At 63.0% G+C, this 20087-nt stretch carries 20 protein-coding genes; 13 read left to right on the top strand and 7 right to left on the bottom strand.

Features of this window, described 5'->3' with window-relative positions; translation table 11 throughout:
* Positions 1-11: 11 nt before the first annotated feature.
* A complete protein-coding gene (locus tag NK8_RS11095) occupies positions 12-791 on the bottom strand; it encodes a DUF72 domain-containing protein (RefSeq protein ID WP_213226362.1) in 780 nt (259 codons plus the stop codon).
* 27 nt (positions 792-818) lie between these two features.
* Positions 819-1694 carry a hydroxymethylpyrimidine/phosphomethylpyrimidine kinase gene (locus NK8_RS11090; protein ID WP_162066857.1) on the bottom strand — a complete coding sequence of 292 codons (876 nt, stop codon included), beginning with the start codon at positions 1692-1694 and terminating at the stop codon, positions 819-821.
* Between the two features lie 312 nt (positions 1695-2006).
* Between NK8_RS11090 and NK8_RS11085 the strand changes: the two genes are divergently transcribed.
* A complete protein-coding gene (locus tag NK8_RS11085) occupies positions 2007-2177 on the top strand; it encodes a rubredoxin (RefSeq protein ID WP_025527884.1) in 171 nt (56 codons plus the stop codon).
* 355 nt (positions 2178-2532) lie between these two features.
* On the top strand, positions 2533-3927 hold the full coding sequence (locus tag NK8_RS11080) for a hypothetical protein (protein ID WP_213226361.1): 1395 nt from the start codon (positions 2533-2535) through the stop codon (positions 3925-3927).
* Here the strand turns inward: NK8_RS11080 and NK8_RS11075 are convergent.
* Positions 3924-5414 (bottom strand): deoxyribodipyrimidine photo-lyase, encoded by a 1491-nt coding sequence (locus NK8_RS11075; protein ID WP_213226360.1) that lies wholly within the window; start codon positions 5412-5414, stop codon positions 3924-3926. The two genes, NK8_RS11080 and NK8_RS11075, sit on opposite strands and share 4 nt — an antisense overlap.
* 30 nt (positions 5415-5444) lie before the next feature.
* Here NK8_RS11075 and NK8_RS11070 point away from each other — a divergent pair, with 30 nt between their 5' ends.
* From NK8_RS11070 to NK8_RS11045, 6 genes are read left to right on the top strand one after another with little or no spacing between them, the layout of a single operon-like run.
* Positions 5445-6023 (top strand): YqgE/AlgH family protein, encoded by a 579-nt coding sequence (locus NK8_RS11070; protein ID WP_061176673.1) that lies wholly within the window; start codon positions 5445-5447, stop codon positions 6021-6023.
* Positions 6020-6466, top strand: a complete 447-nt coding sequence (ruvX, locus tag NK8_RS11065; RefSeq protein WP_213226359.1) for a Holliday junction resolvase RuvX — start codon at positions 6020-6022, stop codon at positions 6464-6466. The genes NK8_RS11070 and ruvX overlap by 4 nt, the downstream gene beginning before the upstream one ends.
* Positions 6453-6968, top strand: a complete 516-nt coding sequence (gene pyrR / locus NK8_RS11060; protein ID WP_213226358.1) for a bifunctional pyr operon transcriptional regulator/uracil phosphoribosyltransferase PyrR — start codon at positions 6453-6455, stop codon at positions 6966-6968. The genes ruvX and pyrR overlap by 14 nt, the downstream gene beginning before the upstream one ends.
* Before the next feature lie 54 nt (positions 6969-7022).
* The gene (locus tag NK8_RS11055) at positions 7023-8048 is read left to right on the top strand and encodes an aspartate carbamoyltransferase catalytic subunit (RefSeq protein ID WP_162066216.1); all 1026 of its coding nucleotides are present in this window, start codon (positions 7023-7025) and stop codon (positions 8046-8048) included.
* 10 nt (positions 8049-8058) lie between these two features.
* Positions 8059-9336 (top strand): dihydroorotase, encoded by a 1278-nt coding sequence (locus tag NK8_RS11050; protein WP_213226357.1) that lies wholly within the window; start codon positions 8059-8061, stop codon positions 9334-9336.
* Between the two features lie 2 nt (positions 9337-9338).
* Positions 9339-10145: a 1-acyl-sn-glycerol-3-phosphate acyltransferase gene (locus NK8_RS11045; protein ID WP_213226356.1), complete on the top strand. Its 807-nt coding sequence runs from the start codon at positions 9339-9341 to the stop codon at positions 10143-10145.
* Here NK8_RS11045 and NK8_RS11040 read toward each other — a convergent pair.
* Positions 10114-10968 (bottom strand): symmetrical bis(5'-nucleosyl)-tetraphosphatase, encoded by an 855-nt coding sequence (locus NK8_RS11040; protein ID WP_213226355.1) that lies wholly within the window; start codon positions 10966-10968, stop codon positions 10114-10116. The genes NK8_RS11045 and NK8_RS11040 overlap by 32 nt on opposite strands.
* Positions 10969-11303: 335 nt before the next feature.
* Here NK8_RS11040 and rfbB point away from each other — a divergent pair, with 335 nt between their 5' ends.
* From rfbB to NK8_RS11015, 5 genes are read left to right on the top strand one after another with little or no spacing between them, the layout of a single operon-like run.
* Positions 11304-12365 carry a dTDP-glucose 4,6-dehydratase gene (rfbB, locus tag NK8_RS11035; protein WP_213226354.1) on the top strand — a complete coding sequence of 354 codons (1062 nt, stop codon included), beginning with the start codon at positions 11304-11306 and terminating at the stop codon, positions 12363-12365.
* Between the two features lie 9 nt (positions 12366-12374).
* Positions 12375-13268, top strand: coding sequence for a glucose-1-phosphate thymidylyltransferase RfbA (rfbA, locus tag NK8_RS11030; protein ID WP_213226353.1), 894 nt, complete (start codon positions 12375-12377; stop codon positions 13266-13268).
* Positions 13253-13804, top strand: a complete 552-nt coding sequence (gene rfbC, locus NK8_RS11025) for a dTDP-4-dehydrorhamnose 3,5-epimerase (RefSeq protein WP_213226352.1) — start codon at positions 13253-13255, stop codon at positions 13802-13804. The genes rfbA and rfbC overlap by 16 nt, the downstream gene beginning before the upstream one ends.
* Positions 13805-13812: 8 nt before the next feature.
* Entirely contained in the window at positions 13813-14703 is an 891-nt protein-coding gene (gene rfbD, locus NK8_RS11020) for a dTDP-4-dehydrorhamnose reductase (protein WP_213228618.1), read from the top strand.
* On the top strand, positions 14685-15605 hold the full coding sequence (locus tag NK8_RS11015) for a glycosyltransferase family 2 protein (RefSeq protein WP_225936163.1): 921 nt from the start codon (positions 14685-14687) through the stop codon (positions 15603-15605). Before rfbD ends, NK8_RS11015 begins: the two co-directional genes overlap by 19 nt.
* Before the next feature lie 42 nt (positions 15606-15647).
* On the opposite strand, the gene NK8_RS11010 is transcribed toward NK8_RS11015, so the two are convergent.
* From NK8_RS11010 to NK8_RS11000, 3 genes are read right to left on the bottom strand one after another with little or no spacing between them, the layout of a single operon-like run.
* A complete protein-coding gene (locus tag NK8_RS11010; protein ID WP_367657771.1) occupies positions 15648-17819 on the bottom strand; it encodes a glycosyltransferase in 2172 nt (723 codons plus the stop codon).
* A 12-nt stretch (positions 17820-17831) separates the two neighbouring features.
* Positions 17832-19223 carry an ABC transporter ATP-binding protein gene (locus NK8_RS11005; protein WP_213226351.1) on the bottom strand — a complete coding sequence of 464 codons (1392 nt, stop codon included), beginning with the start codon at positions 19221-19223 and terminating at the stop codon, positions 17832-17834.
* The gene (locus tag NK8_RS11000; protein WP_213226350.1) at positions 19213-20040 is read right to left on the bottom strand and encodes an ABC transporter permease; all 828 of its coding nucleotides are present in this window, start codon (positions 20038-20040) and stop codon (positions 19213-19215) included. The genes NK8_RS11005 and NK8_RS11000 overlap by 11 nt, the downstream gene beginning before the upstream one ends.
* Positions 20041-20087: the final 47 nt, after the last annotated feature.

Raw genomic sequence — 20087 nt, 5'->3', positions numbered from 1 at the left:
CAGCGAGAACGTCAGACTTTGTGATGAATCCGCAGCCGCTCCATCAGATGCAGCGCGTTGGGCTGCGCATTGCCATCGGCTGTGTTGTCGAAAATGCACCAGACTTCGGCCGTCTTCTTCGCGCGCGTGTGCAAGGTGCGGGCGAGATCGTCGAGATAGGTGTAATCGTAGGAAGACTTGTAGAGTTCGGTCGCGCCGTGCAGCCGCACATAGACGAGCGACGTGTCCGCGCGATGCCTGATCTCGCATTCGTCCGGGATCGGGTCGGCGTCCACATAGGCGATGTGATGCGCCTTCAACAGCGCCGCCGCGTGCGCCGTGAACCAGCCGGGCTCGCGCGCCTCGCATGCCACCGGCACTTTCGTGCGCTCGCGCAACGCCTTGAAGAAGGCTTCCGCGATGTCGTGATCGAACGTCAGGCTCGGCGGCAGTTGCACGAGCCAGCAGCCCAGCTTGTCGCCAAGTTGTCCGGCTGTCTGAAGGAATTCGTCGAGCAGCGCTTCGGTATCGACGAGGCGCGCGTCATGCGTGATCGCCTTCGGCAGCTTCACCGAGAAGCGGAACGACTCGGGCACGCTTTCCGCCCAATGCGCGTAAGTCTGTTCGCGATGTGGTTTGTAGAAGCTGGAGTTGATCTCGACGCACGTCAGCACGTGTGAGTAGCGTTCGAGATGGGTGCCTTCGTGGGGAAAGCTCGCGGAGACGGCGCCGGATAGACCCCAGCCCGCGCAGCCGATGCGGATCGCGCCTTGCGGGCCGGGCTTGTGCAGATGGGGCAGTCGGTATGGCATGCGCTCGCGTCGCCTCCGTCGTCGGCTTTAGTGTCGGGCTTCTCCGGGCAGACCCGGCGGATCGTCGGGCAGCGCGGAGGCCTCGCCGTCTTCCTCCGTGTCGTTCGAACGCGCCCAGAAAAAACGGTCCGGCAAATAGGCGCCCATGCCCGGCCGGAAAGCGGCGCGGGCGGCCTGGAACACGTACTCCTGCGCTTCGCGCGCGGCTTCGGCGGGTTCCTGACCATTCGCGAGCAGCGCGGCGATAGCCGAACCGAGCGTATCGGTCAGGCCCATGATGCGTTGCACGCTGCGCTCCCACGTATCCTGCCGGACTTGTCCTTCCTCGCTGTAGAGCGTATTGACGTGACGATGCGTGCCGGTTTCCATCGCCAGCACGTACTCGCAGCCTTGCGCCAGGATGTGGGAAATAGCGGAATCGAGCGTCGGCGATTCGGCGTCGCTGTCGGGCTGCGCGAGCTGCAATAGCGTGGCGTGATCGGCAATCAGCATGGTGGTCTGCGGCACGAGCAGATCGGCGAGCGATTCGCGAAGCTCGTCGGCGGACAGCACGTGTTCGTCGTCGAGGGTGAAATCGGGCGCGAGGATCAGCGGCACGTCGTCGTAGTCGGAGACGACTTCGGCGATGGCGGACACGAGCTCCGCGCGCGTCGCCGCGCCGATCTTGAAGGCGGCGACCGGCATGTCCTCCAGCAACATGCGCGCCTGGGTGGCGACGACGTCCGGATCGAGCCCGGTGACTTCGTCGCAGGTGGCGGAGTCGCGCACCGCGTAGCCGGTGAGCACGGTCACGCCGTGGCAGCCCATGCTCGCGAGCGTCAGAAGGTCGGCTTGTACGCCCGATCCGCCCGTGGGATCGGAAAGGCCGAAGGTGAGTACGATCGGTGGGGAGTCGCCGGTCATGGCAAAAGCGGACATTATGATATTGGATGCTTGAGTGAACGATCGGCTCGGAGCGAACTCGTCCGCGCTTTCGGGCGCGCGAGCGAAGACCCGCTCAGTCATGTCTGATTATGCGGCCTAATGTCGCCCGCCAGTTCTCTTTGCGCACTTTTTTCCGGCGCGCTAGCCTTGGGGTTGCGGGCTCGCCGGGACGGCCGTCTCGACCGATGTCACGATGCACACCACCCCGGGTGGGCAGCTTGCTAGGCATCGACACGGCAACACGGTACCATCATGTCCTAATTTCAACCGACCAATCGACGCGGCATAAGTATGGAATACAGAAGCTGGATGTGCCTGATCTGCGGCTGGATCTACGACGAGGAGGCGGGATTGCCCGAAGAGGGCATCGCGCCGGGCACGCGCTGGGAGGACGTCCCCATCAACTGGACCTGTCCCGAATGCGGAGCCCGCAAGGAAGATTTCGAGATGGTTCAGATCTGATCTTGTCGTTCTGCCGCGCCGCATGACTCGCGTCATGCGGCGCGCGTTTTTTGCGGACCGCGTTTGGCTGCGGCGAGGCGGGAACGCGCATGGGCAGCCGCCGTGCGGCGTGCCCGATTGGTCAGATTTTGCAGCGTAAGGCGAGTTTGTTGCGGCGGCTCCGGCGTCGCGTGGTGTTGGCGAACGAGGTGCGAAATGCCTTGGTGCGTACGTTCGATTTCCGCACCGGCCCGTTAAGGCATACGCTTGAATGGCGCGCGGCGATCTCCGTCACCGCCTGTCGATGATGCATTTCAACCGCGTGCGACGGTGGCTTTCGATCGCCGCGCCGCGAACCGGTTTGTGAGCGCTTGTTATGACTTCTCGTCCCGATCTGCCCGTTCCGTTCGAAGCTCTGCCCAATCCGCGCGGCGGATCGGTGCGACTTGCCGAAATGGCGTTGACCGACGCGCTGCACGCGTTCCAGCGCCAGGGCGAAACCGGAGCCGCGTTGAAACGCGCCATCGCCGCGCTGCATTCGGCGGGATGGCTGCCCGCGCAGCGCTTCGCCGAGGCGCTCGCGCTGGTCGCGCCGCTCGGCGAGGAGTCGGACGCAAGTCATGCGCGCGTCGCCGATGCGCTCGCGGCATTTCGCGCGGCGGTCGAGCGCCGCAACTTGCGCGAACTCTCGTGCTCGACGGCGCTCTTCGAACACTATCGCGGCTTGCATGCGCTGCTGGCGGCGCACACGCGCGTCGCGCCGGTTTCCTACGACGACCTCGCGCTCGCGGGCCGCGCCATTGCGCCGGCGACGCTGCGCGGCATCGCACCCGAGCGGCTCGCGCGCGTGCGGGCGCATTACGAGGAAACGCTGCTCAAGCTCCTGCGCGGCCCGGCCGAGGAATCTGCCGATGCCTTCGCACGCCTCGACACCTGTCTCGACGAACTTCGCGGCGCCGATCCCTACGACTTCTGGCGGCTCGCGTCTTCGACGGTGCGGGCGCTGCGTGAACGCGCGCAGCGCAACGGCGGCGAACTCGACCACATCGCCGATGCGAAACGCCTCTACGCGCGCTTCAACCTCGTGCTGGCCGATCAGGCGCATGCGCTGACGTACGCGCCGCGCTCGCTGGTGCGCGCAACACTTGCGCTTTTGTGGCGCGATTTCGCGCTGTACGGCGCGACCTCCGAAGATGCCGAGCACGTCGACGTGCTGCGCGACTACGGCCTGACCGTGGCGTGGCATGTCGCGGCAACGCAGGCATCGGAAGCGGCGTGGGAAGAGGGCGCGGCGCAGGCGGGCGAAGAAGCCTCGCGCGACGCCGCAACGCGCGACCTCGGCGTGCTGCGCGTGAACGCGGCTGCCTACGAAGACTTTCTGCAGAGCGCGGAAACGTCGATCGACGCGCTGGTCGAGCGTGGCACGCAGGCGAACGAAACCGGCATGGTCGACGAAGCGGCGGCGTTGTCCGCCGCGAATGCGTCGCACCGGCTCGGGGCGGCGGCGTGCGCGCTGGGGCTCGGACACGTCGCGCTGCTCGCGGACACGCTCGGTCTCGCGTGGCGGCGCGTCGCGCATCACGGCGAACCGCATGCCGACGGCGCGGAGGGCGCGACGCGCGGCATCGACGCCACCGTGCCCGAACGCTCCGCGCAAATGCTGCGCTCGATGCTGCATCAGGCGGCGGCCGGCATTGCGCCTTCCGAAGGACGCGGATCGATTGTCGCGCTCACCGCGATGATCGAAAAGCCGGCGCCGGTCACGCGTTAATCGTCCTCGGGCGGCGCGGCGTGCTTCGCGCCGGGCTTGCGCACGACGTCATACCGCGCGAGGGTGCGCTTTCTGGCGGCGTCATGATCGACGACCGGTTGCGGATACTCCGCGCCGAGCGAAATTTTCGCGGCCTTGAGCGCGTCCGGTTTCGCGAGCCACGGCGCGTGAATATCGCGATCGGACAAAGCCGCGATCTCCGGCACGTAATGCCGGATGAACTTCCCGGCCGAATCGAATTTTCGCGACTGCGTGACCGGATTGAAGATGCGGAAGTAAGGCTGCGCGTCGCAACCGCTCGACGCGGCCCATTGCCAGCCGCCGTTGTTGTTCGACAGCTCGAAGTCGTTCAGGAGCGCTTCGAAATAGGCCTCGCCGCGCCGCCAGTCGATGCCGAGATCCTTCGTCAGAAAACTCGCCACGACCATGCGCAGCCGGTTGTGCATGTAGCCGGACGCGTTGATCTGCCGCATCGCCGCATCGACGAGCGGATAGCCCGTTTGCCCCGCGCACCACGCGGCGAAGTTCGCGTCGGCCGCGTGGCCGGTCTCCCAGCGGATGCGGTCGTACTCCGGCTTGAACGCGCGATGATCTCCGGCCATGCCGACGTGCGGAAAATGGTGCAGCACGGAGAAATAGAACTCCCGCCAGATCAGCTCGCCGAGCCAGGTCTCCGCGCCCTTGTCGCCGTGGCGCTGCGTGTCGTGCGCGGTGCGGGCGAGCGCGCGGATCGACATCGTGCCGTGCCGCAGATGCACGCCGAGATAGCTCGGGCCTTTCAGCGCGGGGAAATCGCGCGTGCGGCCGTAATCGGTCATGCGGTCGCGGAAATCGTCGAAGAGTTCGTACGCGCCGCTCGCGCCCGCCGGAAACGCGGGGCCGTGGGCATCGGCAAAACCGAGCGCGGCGAGCGAAGGCATCGCGTGCTTCACGCCCGCAGGCGGTTTCGCGAGCGCGTCCAGGTGATCTTCGGATGCGTACGGCTTCAGCGCGTCCGGCGTGAGCGTCTGGAGCCATTTGCGCTTGTACGGCGTGAAGACGGTATAAGGCTTGTCCGCGCCTGTCATCACATCGTCATGATCGAAGACGGCCTGATCCCTGAAACTGAAAAACGCGATGTCCAGGCTCGCGAGCTTGCCCGCGACGGCTTCGTCGCGCACTTTGGCCGCCGGCTCGTAATCCCGATTGGCGAACACGGCGTTCGCGCCGCATTCCCGCGCGAGCGCCGGAATATCGTGAACCGGATGACCGTGCCGCACGATCAGCGCGCCGCCCGCCTCGCGCAGCGTGCGATCCAGCTCGACGACGCTCGCATGGATGAACGGCACGCGGCGGTCATTTTTATCGAGCGGCGAGAGAATCTCGCGATCGAAAACGAAGGCGCACAGCACCCGACGGCACCGCGTAAGCGCGTGATAGAGTGCAGCATTGTCTGCCGCGCGAAGGTCCCGCCGAAACCACACCAGACCCACATCAAAGTCGGCCATCTCGCAGCGCCTTTGTTAAAATTCTGAATTATGTCCAAGACTTCCGATCGCATCAATTTGACGAATCAGTTCCTGATTGCCATGCCGAGCATGGTGGATCCGACGTTTTCAGGAACGGTGGTCTATCTTTGCGATCACACCGAGAAGGGCGCGCTCGGCCTCGTCATCAATCGGCCGACCGACATCGATCTCCAGTCGCTATTCAATCGCATCGATCTCAAGCTCGAGATCGAACCGCTCGTCCATTTGCCCGTCTACTTCGGCGGTCCGGTGCAGACCGAGCGCGGCTTCGTGCTGCACGAAGCGGGCGAGGGCGAGCCGTACAGTTCGTCGATGAGCGTGCCCGGCGGCCTCGCGATGACCACCTCGAAGGACGTGCTCGAGGCAGTCGCGAGCGGCAAGGGCCCCGAGCGCTTTCTGCTCACGCTGGGTCACGCCGGCTGGGGCGCGGGCCAGCTCGAAGACGAACTCGCGAAGAACGGCTGGCTTACGGTGGAAGCCGATCCGCGCATCATCTTCGACGTGCCCGCCGAAGACCGCCTCGAAGCGGCGCTCTCGCTGCTCGGCGTGTCGCGCTCGATGTTGTCCGGCGAAGCAGGGCACGCATGAGCCGCGAAGCCACGCTGCTGGCATTCGATTACGGCGAGAAACGCATTGGTGTCGCCGTCGGCAATACGCTCACGAAGAACGCGCGTGCGCTCGCCACCCTGGAAAACCGCAATCGAGAATATCGCTTCGTCGAAGTGGGCAAGCTGCTCGATGAGTGGAAACCCGACACCGTGGTGGTCGGCATGCCGATGCATCCCGACGGCACGCCCCATGAAATGAGCGCGCTCGCGAAGCGCTTCGGCAATCAGTTGAACGGCCGTTTCAACGTGCCCGTGCAATGGGTGGACGAGCGCTACTCGTCCGTCGACGCCAAAGCCGATTTGCGCGAACGCGGCGTGCGCACCAACGCGCGCGGCCGCTTCGACGAAATCGACGCCGAAGCCGCCCGCGTCATCCTTCAACAATATCTCGACGGACTTGCCGACGATCATGAGTTCCATTGACGCCGAGGCGCTGTATCGCGCGCTCGTCGACCAGATTCGCGCCGCGTACGGACCCTCGCTTGCCGCGCCGGATGGCGCCGTGCTGGCGGGCATCTACAGCGGCGGCGTGTGGCTCGCCGAGCGGCTCGCGCAGGATCTGAACGCGCCGCACTTCGGCGTGGTGAACGTGGCGCTGCATCGCGACGACTACGCGAAGAAGGGCCTGCACAGCCAGGCGCGCCCGACCGAACTGCCTTTCGACGTGAACGGCCGCCGCATCATCCTGATCGACGACGTGCTCTCGACGGGCCGCACCGTGCGCGCGGCGATCAACGAGCTGTACGACTACGGCCGCCCGGCGTCCATCGATCTCGCGGTGCTCGCGGATCGCGGCGGGCGCGAAATGCCGATCGCGGCGCGCTTCACCGGCGGCGCGGTCGAAATGCCCGCAAACGAGGATCTCGTGCTCGCGCGCCGCGACGACCACACGCTCGCCTTCACGACCGAGCCGCGCGCGGACTGACGCGCACATTGCGGCTGCTTTGCGCTTCTTTCCAAAGAATCATCCGGGAACATCATGAACACCGCCCCTCAGAGCGCTGCCGATCCGAGCGCGCCCGCATCGGATAAATTCCGGTACGGCTTTCTCAAAGGCAATCCGCAGCTCACGAAGAACGGCGAGCTGAAGCACTTGCTGACCATCGAAGGGCTGCCGCGCGCCATCGTCACGCATATTCTCGATACCGCCGAACAGTTCGTGAGCGTGACCGACCGCGAAGTGAAGAAGGTGCCGCTGTTGCGCGGCAAGTCGGTGTTCAACCTCTTCTTCGAGAACTCGACGCGCACGCGCACCACGTTCGAGATCGCGGCCAAGCGCCTGTCGGCGGACGTGCTGAACCTGAACATCAACGCGTCGTCGACGAGCAAGGGCGAATCGCTGCTCGACACGATCAACAACCTCTCCGCGATGCACGCCGACATGTTCGTCGTGCGTCACGCGTCGAGCGGCGCGCCGTATCTGATCGCGGAGCACTGCGCGCCGCACGTGCACGTGATCAATGCGGGCGATGGCCGGCACGCGCATCCGACGCAAGGCCTGCTCGACATGTACACGATCCGCCATTACAAGCGCGACTTCACGAAGCTGCGCGTGGCGATCGTCGGCGACATCCTGCATTCGCGCGTCGCGCGCTCGGACATTCACGCGCTGACCACGCTCGGCGTGCCGGAAGTGCGCGCAATCGGGCCGCGCACGCTGTTGCCGGGCAACCTCGACCAGATGGGCGTGCACGTCTATCACAATCTCGACGAAGGCCTGAAGGGCGTCGACGTGATCATCATGCTGCGCTTGCAGAACGAGCGCATGAGCGGCGCGCTGCTGCCTTCCGCGCAGGAGTATTTCAAGAGCTGGGGCCTGACGCCCGAGCGTCTCGCGCTCGCCGCGCCCGATGCGATCGTGATGCATCCGGGCCCGATGAACCGTGGCGTGGAAATCGATTCGCAGGTGGCCGACGGTCCGCAGTCGGTGATCCTGAATCAGGTGACCTTCGGCATCGCCGTGCGTATGGCGGTGATGGGCATCGTGGCCGGCAACAGCGACTGAAGAAGACGACATGAAGATCCAGATTCAAAACGGCACGATCATCGACCCGATCGCGGGCACGGAAGAGCGCAAGGACGTATTCATCGCGGCGGGGCGGATCGTTGGCATCGGCGCGGCGCCCGCGGATTTCAACGCGGCGAAGGTCATCGATGCGTCCGGGCTGCACATCGCGCCGGGTTTCGTCGATTTGTCCGCGCGGCTGCGCGAGCCGGGCTTCGAGCACAAGGCGACGCTCGAATCCGAAATGGCCGCCGCGATGGCGGGCGGCGTGACGAGCCTCGTGTGCCCGCCCGACACCGATCCGACGCTCGACGAGCCGGGCCTCGTCGAGATGCTCAAGTTCCGCGCGCAGAAGCTGCATCTGGCGCATGTGTATCCGCTCGGCGCGCTGACCATGGGACTCAAGGGCGAGGCCATCACCGAGATGGTCGAGCTGACCGAGGCGGGCTGCATCGGCTTTTCGCAGGCGGATAACCCGATCGTCGATACGCGCACCTTGCAGCGCGCGCTGCAATACGCGACCACCTACGGCTACACCGTCTGGCTGCGGCCGCAGGACGCGTTCATGTCGAAGGGCGGCGTGGCGGCGAGCGGCGCGGTGGCGTCGCGGCTCGGGCTGTCGGGCGTGCCGGTGGCGGCGGAAACCATCGCGCTGCATACCATCTTCGAACTGATGCGCGTGACGGGCGCGCGCGTGCATCTGTCGCATCTGTCGTCGGCGGCGGGCGTCGAACTGGTGCGCGCAGCGAAGGCCGAAGGTCTCGCCGTGTCGTGCGACGTGACGATCAATCATGTGCATCTGACGGATATCGATATCGGCTATTTCGATTCGCAATTCCGCCTCGATCCACCGCTGCGCTCGCAGCGCGACCGCGACGCGATCCGCGCGGGGCTGGCGGACGGCACCATCGACGCGATCTGCTCGGATCACACGCCGCTCGACGACGACGAAAAACTGCTGCCCTTTGCCGAAGCGACGCCCGGCGCGACCGGCCTGGAACTGCTGCTGTCGCTCACGGTGAAGTGGGCGCGCGAGGCGAACGTGCCGCTCGCGAAGGCGCTCGCGCGTATCACCTGCGCCCCCGCCGATGTGCTCAAGCTGCCCGCGGGCCGCATCGCGACGGGCGCGCTCGCCGATCTGTGCGTGTTCGATGCGGCAGGCGAATGGCGCGTCGATCCGCAAAAGCTGAAGAGCCAGGGCCGCAATACGCCGTTCCTCGGCTACGAACTGCCGGCGCGCGTGCGTGCGACGGTCGTCGGCGGACACGTCGCTTACGAGAGTCGCTGAACATGCGCTTCGTGCTGCGCAAGCTGCGGCTCACCATCCACTTGCTGTACGGCATGTGGGTCGTCGCAAGGCGCTTTCCGCGCGTGTCCGCAAGCGAGCGCGCCGAGCTGAACCGCGTGTGGTCGCTCGAGATGCTGCGGCTCGCGGGCATGAAGCTCGTCGTCCACAACGACGAAGCGCGGCTCGATGCGGGCGTGCTCGTCGTTGGCAATCACATCTCGTGGATCGATATCTACGTGATCAACGCATGGCGTCCGACGCCGTTCGTGTCGAAGGCCGAGATCCGCAAGTGGCCGGTCGTCGGCTGGCTCGCGCATCAACTGGGCACGGTGTTCGTGCAGCGCGAGAAGCGCAGCGACGCGAAGCGCATCATGCATGAGCTTGCGAACCGGTTGCTCGCGGGCGAGATGATGTGCGTATTCCCCGAAGGCACGACCACCGATGGTCAGTCGCTCCTGCCGTTTCACGCGAACATGTTTCAGGCGGCGGTGTCGGCGTCGTGTCCGGTGCAGCCGATCTGCCTGATGTACGAAGATGCACAGGGACGGCAGTCGACCGCGCCCGCGTATATCGGCGATATGTCGCTCAACGATTCGCTGAATGCGCTGCTGAGCGCGGGGGCGCTCACCGCGCATCTGTACGTGTGCAACCCGCTGGCGCCGGGCGCCGACCGGCGATTGCTCGCGAGCGAGGCGCAGGCTTCTGTCGACGCGGCGCTTCAGCGCATGCGCGTTGCGCCAGCGGTCGCCAGCGGGGCGCACGTCGCCGAAGCGGTTGCTACTTCTTCATCGAGCAGCTCACCTGCGTGAGAATGCGCTGCGCGGGATCGGCGGTCATACGCACCGCCGACAGCTTGTTGCCCCACACGCAGCCTGAATCGAGACACAGCACGTCATCGCGGATCATAAGGCCGAGCGCGGCCCAGTGGCCGAACACGATCGTCACGTTCTGCGTGCGGCGCTCCGGCGCGTCGAACCACGGCATGTAACCGGGCGGCGCGGCATCGGGGCCGCCGTTGTTGGCGAATTCCATCGCGCCTTCAGGCGTGCAGAAGCGGATGCGCGTCAGCGCGTTGTAGATCACGCGCAGGCGATCCGCGCCCGTGAGCGTGTCTTCCCAGCGGTGCGGCTCGTTGCCGTAGAGCGTTGCGAGCGTCTCCTTCCAGTTCGGGGCGCGCAATGCCTGTTCGAGCTCGTGCGCGAGTTCCATCGTCATCGTCGCGTCCCATTGCGGCAGCACGCCCGCGTGAACCATCAGGATGCCGCTCTCGAAATGCGCGACCGGTTTGTGGCGGACCCATTCGATGAGATCGGCGGCGTCGGGCGCTGCGAGGATTTCATCGAGCGTGTCGCCTTTTTTCGGCTTGCGCAGGCCAGCGGCGACTGACAACAGGTTCAGGTCGTGATTGCCGAGCACGACGGTCGCGCGCGAGCCGAGCGCGATGATCTCGCGCAGCGTTTCCAGTGATTTTGGGCCTCGGTTGATGAGGTCGCCCGCGAACCAGAGCGGCGTGCCGGGTGCGGGTGCGGCCTTCTTCAGCAGACGCTGGAACGGATCGCAGCAGCCCTGGAGATCGCCGAAGACGAGCGGAGCGAAGGAAACGTCGATGCTGGAGGTCAGGGCGTCGGTCATACCTTGAGACAAGCCGTGAAGCCGGCTCGAAATTAGATTAATCGGGCATTATGAAACAGACGGTGAATACTGTCTGTCATAAGAAATGTCTCGGGAGTGTCGCCGTTACACGTTACAACGCGATGCACTCCGTAGGTGACGGCTGTATCAAGTTGTTAGGCAGGTAGTTTTCGCATGGGCTAGCCTTATAATTCAGGGTTGTCCAAAGGGCGATGCAATGCGGATGAGGTGGTCGATATTTCCGAGTTGCCGTCCATTGATATGTAAATATTTCTTGAATTAGAATTTGCGTCCTGCTGGCGAATTGCGCCGAACGCAAACAGAGAGGGCATTTCATGATTCTCGTGACGGGCGGTGCCGGTTTCATCGGCGCCAATTTTGTTCTGGATTGGCTCGGTGGCTCGGACGAGCCGGTCCTGAACGTCGACAAACTGACGTACGCAGGCAATCTGGGCACGCTCAAGTCGCTCAAGGACGACGCCCGCCACGTGTTCGAGCGCGCCGACATCTGCGATCGCGCCGCCATCGATGCGTTGCTCGCCAAGCACAAGCCGCGCGCCATCCTGCATTTCGCGGCGGAAAGCCACGTCGACCGCTCCATTCACGGTCCGGCCGATTTCGTGCAGACGAACGTCGTCGGCACCTTCACGCTGCTCGAAGCCGCGCGGATGTACTGGTGCAAGCTACCCGAAGACGAGAAGCAGGCGTTCCGCTTCTTGCATGTGTCGACGGACGAAGTGTTCGGCTCGCTCTCAGCCACCGACCCGCAATTCTCCGAAACCACGCCGTACGCGCCGAACAGCCCGTACTCGGCGACGAAGGCCGGCTCCGACCATCTGGTGCGCGCGTATCACCATACGTACGGTCTGCCAGTGGTGACGACGAATTGCTCGAACAATTACGGCCCGTACCAGTTCCCCGAGAAGCTGATTCCGCTGATGATCGCCAACGCGCTCGCGGGCAATCCGCTGCCCGTTTATGGCGATGGCCAGAACGTGCGCGACTGGCTGTACGTGGGCGACCACTGCGCCGCGATCCGCGAAGTGCTCGCGCGCGGCACGCCCGGCGAGACCTACAACGTCGGCGGCTGGAACGAGAAGAAGAACCTGGAAGTCGTGCACACGCTGTGCGACCTGCTCGACAAGGCGAAGCCGAAGTCGAGCGGCTCGTATCGCGATCAGATCACCTATGTGACGGATCGTCCGGGTCATGATCGCCGCTATGCGATCGATGCGCGCAAGCTCGAACGCGAGCTCGGCTGGAAACCGGCGGAGACGTTCGAGACAGGTCTCGCCAAGACGGTTCAGTGGTATCTGGACAACCAGGCGTGGGCGGACGAAGTGGCTTCCGGCGAATACCGGAAATGGGTCGAGACGAACTACGCGCAGCGCGCGTGAGGGGCTGAAATGGCGCGCAAAGGCATCATTCTGGCCGGCGGTTCCGGCACGCGGCTGTATCCGATCACGCACGCGGTGTCGAAACAACTGCTGCCGGTGTACGACAAGCCGATGATCTACTACCCGCTGTCGACGCTGATGATCGCGGGCATTCGTGACGTGCTCGTGATCTCGACGCCGCAGGACACACCGCGCTTCGAATCGATGCTCGGCGACGGCAGCCAGTGGGGCATGAACATTCAGTACGCGGTGCAGCCGTCGCCGGACGGGCTCGCGCAGGCGTTCATCATCGGCAAGGAATTCGTCGGTAATGAGCCGTCGGCGCTGATTCTCGGCGACAACATTTTCTACGGTCACGATCTCGCCAAGCAACTCGAAGCGGCCAGTGCACGCACCGATGGCGCGACGGTGTTCGCCTATCACGTTCACGATCCCGAGCGCTACGGCGTGGTCGAGTTCGATCGCGAGTTCCACGCGCTGTCGATCGAGGAGAAGCCCGCGAAGCCGCGCTCGAACTACGCGGTGACCGGGCTCTATTTCTACGACAATCAGGTGTGCGATATCGCGGCGGACATCAAGCCATCGGCGCGCGGCGAACTCGAAATCACCGATGTGAACTCGCGCTATCTCGCGCTGAAGAAGCTGGACGTCGAGATCATGGGACGCGGCTATGCGTGGCTCGACACGGGCACGCACGATTCGCTGATCGAAGCGGCGACGTTCATCGCGACCTTGCAGAAGCGGCAAGGGCTGGTGGTGGCGTGCCCTGAAGAGATCGCTTATCGCAAGGAGTGGATCGGCGAGGAGCAGTTGCTCGAGCTTGCAAAGCCGCTCTCGAAGAACGCTTACGGTCAATATTTGCTCAATCTTCCGAAGGACCAAGTCGCATGGCCATCCAGGTAACCGCTACCGCTCTGCCCGAAGTCAAGATTATTGAGCCGAAGGTGTTCGGCGATGCGCGTGGATTCTTCTATGAGAGCTTCAACGCTCGCGAATTCGCGGAGTATGTCGAGGCGGGCGTCGAATTCGTGCAGGACAATCATTCGCGCTCGGCTAAGGGCGTGCTGCGTGGGCTGCATTATCAGATCCAGCACGCGCAGGGCAAACTGGTGCGCGTGGTCGAAGGCGAAGTGTTCGATGTCGCCGTGGATATCCGCAGGAGCTCGCCGAACTTCGGAAAGTGGGTGGGCGTGAATCTGTCGGCGGAGAATAATCGGCAACTGTGGGTGCCGCCGGGGTTCGCGCACGGGTTCGTCGTGTTGTCGGAGACGGCGCAGTTTCTCTATAAGACCACGGACTACTGGTATCAGGCGCACGAGCGCAGCATCGTCTGGAACGACCAGGAGATTGGCATCGAGTGGCCGATCGACTTCGAGCCGATGCTCGCGGCGAAGGATGCGGCGGGCAAGCGTTTGTCAGAAGCAGAGTGTTTCGAGTGAGCGAAGCGATGACTAGAGATGCTCAACGCACGATCCTGCTGACGGGAGTCAATGGTCAGGTTGGCTTCGAGTTGGCGCGCAGCCTGCAAGGCCTGGGCAAAGTCGTTGCGCTGGACCGCACCGGGCTCGACCTCAGCGATCTCGATCAGATTCGCCAGGTCGTGCGTGACGTGAAGCCATCGTTAATCGTCAATCCCGCGGCTTACACGGCGGTCGACAAGGCGGAAAGCGATGTCGACGCCGCCATGCGCGCCAACGGCGAAGCGCCCGGCTTGCTCGCTGAAGAAGCGAAGCGCCTCGGGGCCGCGCTCGTTCACTATTCGACCGACTATGTTTTCGATGGAACGAAGGAGGGCGCTTATGTCGAAGACGATGCGGTGAATCCGCAGAACGTCTACGGCAAAACCAAGTTGGCGGGCGAACAGGCGATCGCAGCTTCGGGTTGCGACCATCTGATTTTTCGAACGAGTTGGGTCTATGGCGCGCGGGGCAAGAACTTCCTGCTCACGATGCTTCGGCTCGGGGCTGAGCGCGACGAATTGAGCGTCGTCGGTGACCAGATGGGCGCGCCGACGTGGTCGAACACGATCGCGACGTTGACGGCGAATGTGTTGGCGCAGGCGGTGGCTGCCGATGACGGTTGGTGGTCCGGGAAGTCGGGCCTATATCACCTCACGGCTGGCGGCTCGACCTCATGGGCAGGCTTTGCCAAGACGATTTTCGAGCTATCTTCGTCAGAGAAGAAGCCGCAGGTCAGGGACATTCCAGCCGCATCGTATCCCACGCCAGCCCAACGGCCCAGCAACTCCCGCATGTCGAACGACAAGCTCTACGCGGCTTTCGGCGTCCGAGCACCTGACTGGCGCGAGGCATTGCGTTTGTGTCTGACCACGCGTTGACGAGTGCACCGCCCAGCGCGGGGGCGGTGGTGGTGTTCTTTCATCCTGATCGCGCATGTGTTGAGCGGGCCAACAGGCTCGCGGCGGCGACTCGCTGCGTCGTAGTCGACAATACACCTGAATCGTCAGGCGCCGCGGCGCTCGGTCTCGATCCAGGCATCACGTATATCGCGAACCGTGCGAACGTGGGCATTGCACGCGCTATCAATCAGGGCGTCGAGGCATTGATTCGCGCAGGTTGTTCAACGGCTATTCTGTTCGATCAGGATAGCGAACCGCCTGCCACGCTCATAACCGAACTTCCCCAACAAATCGCCCGATCTGAAGCGGCCGGTGAACGCGTCGCGCTCGTTGGACCCGCCTATGACGATCCTCGCTTGCGTGGCGTGGCGCCTTTCGTGCGCTTCGGCTGGTGTAGGCTCGACCGCGTCGCGCCTACGGGTCATACGCCGCTAGATGTCGACTTCCTCATTTCATCCGGCTCGTGCATCAATTTGCGTTTTTGGCGCGACATTGGCCCCATGGAGGACGCACTGTTCATCGATTTCGTCGATCTCGAGTGGTGCGTGCGCGCCAAGCGCAAAGGCTTTCGCGTGCTGGGCATTCCCTGGATCCGCATGACGCATGAGTTGGGGGGCGAACCAGTCAGGGTGTTCGGGCGCGCTTATCCCATGCACGGACCACTGCGCCATTACTACCAGTTTCGCAACGTCATCGCGCTAATCAGGCGCGCGTCCATGCCTATGACGTGGAAATCGACGGAAATTGTCAAATTACCCGTGCGCATGGTCATTTACTGCATGTGGCCGACGGAACGCGCGCGCCATCTCAGAATGGCGCTGCGCGGGATACGCGACGGATGGCTCGGGCGTCTCGGACCCTACGATGGGGACGACACCTGAACGCTGCGTTCAGTGCGGCGCATTCGGTCCGGTCGCCGGGGTTCAGTCGAACATGTCGATGCGCGGCGGATAGGCAAGCGAGAACGGCGCTACCGCTGTGCTGGTGTCGAGATTGGGGTTGTAGGCCGGATCGAACAGCAACGCGTCGCCCCAATGCTCTTCCATCCAGCGCACTTCTTTGACGAAGCGCTCGTATTTGTCGGGATGCATGTCGGAGCCGCGCGTTGCCGATTCATGGTGGTACAGCTCCGCATGGGGTGTCCAGACATTGCGATAGCCGGCATTGCGCACTCGCAGACAGAAATCGACATCGTTGAAGGCGACTGCAAGACGCTCGTCGAGACCTCCGACCTCCTCGTAGATCGACTTCCTGATCAGCAGACACGCGGCCGTCACTGCCGACAGATTCTGCGTAACGACCGCGCGGCCAAAGTAACCGAAGTGTCCGCGAATCAGATTGCTGTGCATATGACCTGCCACGCCACCCAACCCGATCAGCACGCCGCCATGCTGGAGCGTGTTGTTCGGATACCAAAGCGCAGCGCCCACAGCGCCGTTGCCTGGCTGCGAAGCGATTCCGACCAATTCTTCGAGCCAATCGGGCGAGATGACCTCGATATCGTTGTTCAGCAGACAGATGTACTCGCCCTTAGCGAGTGCGGCGGCGCGGTTGTTCAAGACCGAGAAATTGAAAGGTGAGTCGTCGCGGAGCACTTGCACGTTGTGCGTCTTCTTGATCTGCTCGAAATACGCGAGCGTTTCCGGCTGCTCGCTGCCGTTGTCGATCACGATGATTTCATACGGCCGGTAGGTCGTCTTCGCGAGGATGCTGCTCACGCACTGACGCAGCAATTCGACGCCATCTCGTGTGGGAATGAGGATCGAGACCAACGGTGCGAGATCGGGCAGGGCATAGCGTACACGCAGCAGCGGTAGGTGACTGAATGTCTGCTCGACATGCGCCTTTACATGCGTTCTGCTGAGATGCTCTTCGATCGACTTGATTCCTGCGACGACCGCATAGGGCTTCTCTGCGCCGCTGCCGGCTGTGCTCCCCGGCGAGATTCGCCAGTGGTAAAGGATGTGCGGTATGTGAACGATGTTGTCCGCACCCGCGATCTCCGCGCATCGCAGCGCGAGGTCGTGGTCCTGACTGCCTTCGAAGCCGCGCCGGAATCCTCCCGCGCTTCGCACGAGCGCCATCCGGTAGACGCCGAGGTGCGAGAACATGTTCTGAGCGAGAAACAGCTCGGGATTCCAGTCGCTTTTGAAGTACGGACTCACGCGCTTGCCATCGGGCGTCAACTTGTCTTCATCGCTATAGAACATCGATGCATCCGGATGACGGTTGATATAGCGCACGACCATCATCAGGGCATGGCGCGGCAGGATGTCGTCGTGGTCGAGCAGGGCGATGTATTCTCCCGTTGCAATTTCCAACGCGCTGTTGCTCGCCTCCGAGATGTGACCATTCTGTTCTCGAAAAACGACTCTGATGCGTGAGTCTTGCTTCATCTCGCGCTTCAGCACCGCGCGCACATGAGGCGCGGAGGAGTGATCGTCGGCGATGCACAACTCCCAGTTGGTGTAGAGCTGATCTTTCACCGAACGAATCATGTCGGCCAGGAAATTCTCGTCGCTGTTGTAAGTGGGAACGACGATCGAGATGAGCGGCCTCAAGGCGAACGCGCTCATTAGTCCGCGCGCGCGCGCGAGCCGTTCATCGGTAAGCGCGTCGTATTGCTCGATCCAGGCTTGATACGACGCATCGGTTAATTGTGCGTCGCCGACTCCGGCGTTGCTCATGCGCTGAATGCGCCGGCGAATGCCTTGCCAGCCTTCTTTACGCACGACAGCGCCGTAATACCTGAACACGTGAACGAAACCGCCGTGCACCTTGCTCTGCCGGCGCAGGCTGTCCGCGGCGAGCCGAAGCACGACGAGCATGCGCGACACGGAACGAAGCGGCGCGGTGACGCGCCAAGACATCGATGCCTGCAGGGCTTGATTGTCATCCAGCGCGCGCGTAAGCCGAGCCTGCAGCGTCGACGCTGCCCTGGCTTCGGTTTTTGCCTTCTTCAACTCCGATTCGAGTCTGGCGATTTGCGCCTGCGCGGAAGCGAGTTGCTTACCCGGTTCGAGCAGGCTTGGCTGCTCGTCACGCGAGTGTTCGTGCCTGTCTATCTCGGGCTTTGGTCCAATATCCATTTTCATCGACCGAAGTCCTCATGATGTGTGCAGATGGACGACCTCTAAGGAAATCTCGTGCATAGGCATTCCAATGAGGCCGGTCGACGAGGTCGCCGCGTCTGACTTGAAGAGATAGACATCATGCTGCCAATGCAGCACCTGTGCGTCGCGGGGCCGGGCCGCGTCTGCGATCGCGACGTCCACCGCGTAGTCGCCCGGCAGCAGAATCGGCATGGCGAAAGCGAACTCCGCCACGATGCGATCTCCGGTTGTTACGCCGCCTCCGGAGTCCCGCGCCACCCAGAACGTGGTGTCGCCGAACAGCGGGCGGCCAAGCTTGTCTTTGATGGTGAAACCGAGAACCGGCTCTTCCAGCGTTTCGAAAACTCGCGCCGTTACTTTGAGCACGACGTTTTCCTGGCCTGCTATCCAGAGTAGTGTGGAGCCGTCACCCTTCAGCATTTCGACGCGCTCGATGGTGGCCGCGCCCGAGCCGGAATGCGAATGCTCCGGATCGAAGACAAAGTTCCGAACCGCGCCGTTCACTTGAGTTCTGTACTGGTCGCGCCGATCGCGCCGCTCGGTGGCTGCCAACACTTCCGTCTTCTCTGCTGTCGCGGACGAGCGGCTCTTTCCCTGATGCTCTTCGTAGTAGGCCTCGAGATAGCGATTGCAGACCTCTTTCGCTTCGCCAATCTCGATGACCTGACCATGATCCATCCACATCGCGCGCGTGCAAAGGCTACGAATGGCGGATGAGTCATGACTCACGAAAAGCACCGTTCCCGTCTGCATGAACTTGCGCAGGAAGCGCATGCATTTCTGTGTAAAAAACGCGTCGCCGACGGCGAGTGCTTCGTCGATGATCAGCACGTCCGCATCGACGTGCGCGATCACCGCGAAGGCCAATCGGACGAACATCCCACTCGAATAAGTTTTGACGGGTTGATCCAGGAAGTCGCCGATGTCCGCAAACTCCGCGATCCTGTCGAAGCGTTCGTCGATCTGCTCCTTCGTGAGGCCGTGCAATTGGCCGTTCATGTAGACATTTTCCCGGCCGGTGAACTCGACATCGAACCCCGAGCCCAGTTCCAGCAACGCCGCCACCCGACCCTGTGTGACGACAGTGCCTTCCGTGGGTGCGAGTGTTCCGCAGACCATCTGCAGCAGCGTGCTCTTGCCAGAACCGTTGCGCCCGATGATGCCGACCGTTTCTCCGCGGCGTACTTCCAGATCGACATGGCGAAGCGCCCAGAACACCCGTGCGCATTCGATTGCGCGGAGGCTCAGTCGTCGTTTGAGGGTCTTGAAGGGCGTGAGCCGTGCGGCGAGCGCATACAGCGTCTGCTTCAGCCTGTCCGCAGGGTGCTCGTAAGACCGAAATCCCTTGCCGAGGTCGGCGACCCGGATGATAACGTCAGACGACATCGGCGAAGCCCTTGCGAGTCTTCTGGAACCACGCGAAGCCGAACCACGCAACGCCGACGCTTATCAGGACGTAGACACCCCAGACGGTCCAATCGAGCGTTTTTCCCCAAACGAGGACATTGCGGCTTTGCTCGATGGGAAACGTCAACGGATTCCAGTAGACGTACACTCGAATCTTCGGGGGCAGCGACGACACGGGAAAGAAGATCGGCGAAAGGAACATCAGCGCCATGACCGCGATACCGATGGTCTGACCAATGTCCCGGAGATAGACGCCGGTGGCGGACAACGCCCAGGAAATCCCGAGGATCAACAGGCATAGCGGCGCGTACACCAAGGGAAGCAGAAAGGCAGTCGGCGGCACGTAGCCTTGAACGTACCACTCGGCAAGCAACAGAATGGCGATGCTGACGCTCGCGTGGAAGAGTGCGGAGAGCAGGTTCACGCACGGAAGAATCTCGAGCGGGAAAATGATCTTCTTGACGAAGTTGGTATTCGAAAGAATCATCGCCGGTGCTCGATTTACGCACTCGGAAAACACATTGAATACGATCATGCCGGCGAAAAGTACGACCGCGAATTCCGCATGCGAACCGGTTTGCACACCGCCGCCTGCCCAACGGGATTTGAAGATGCCGTTGAAAACGAAGGTGTAGACACTCAACATGAGCAGCGGCGTGAGCAGCGACCAGAAGATGCCAAGGAACGAGCCTTTATAACGACCGACTGCATCCCTTCGGGCAAGGTCGAACATTAGGCGGTGATTCTTGACCAACGATCTGATGAGAAACGTTGGCGAGGCACTGAAACTTTGCATGAGCGTCGACAGAAGTGGCTAAAAGCGCGCGACGTCCCCCGTTCTGG

Source organism: Caballeronia sp. NK8 (genome assembly GCF_018408855.1).
Lineage (GTDB): Bacteria > Pseudomonadota > Gammaproteobacteria > Burkholderiales > Burkholderiaceae > Caballeronia.
This window is presented reverse-complemented; position numbering and strand designations above follow the sequence as displayed.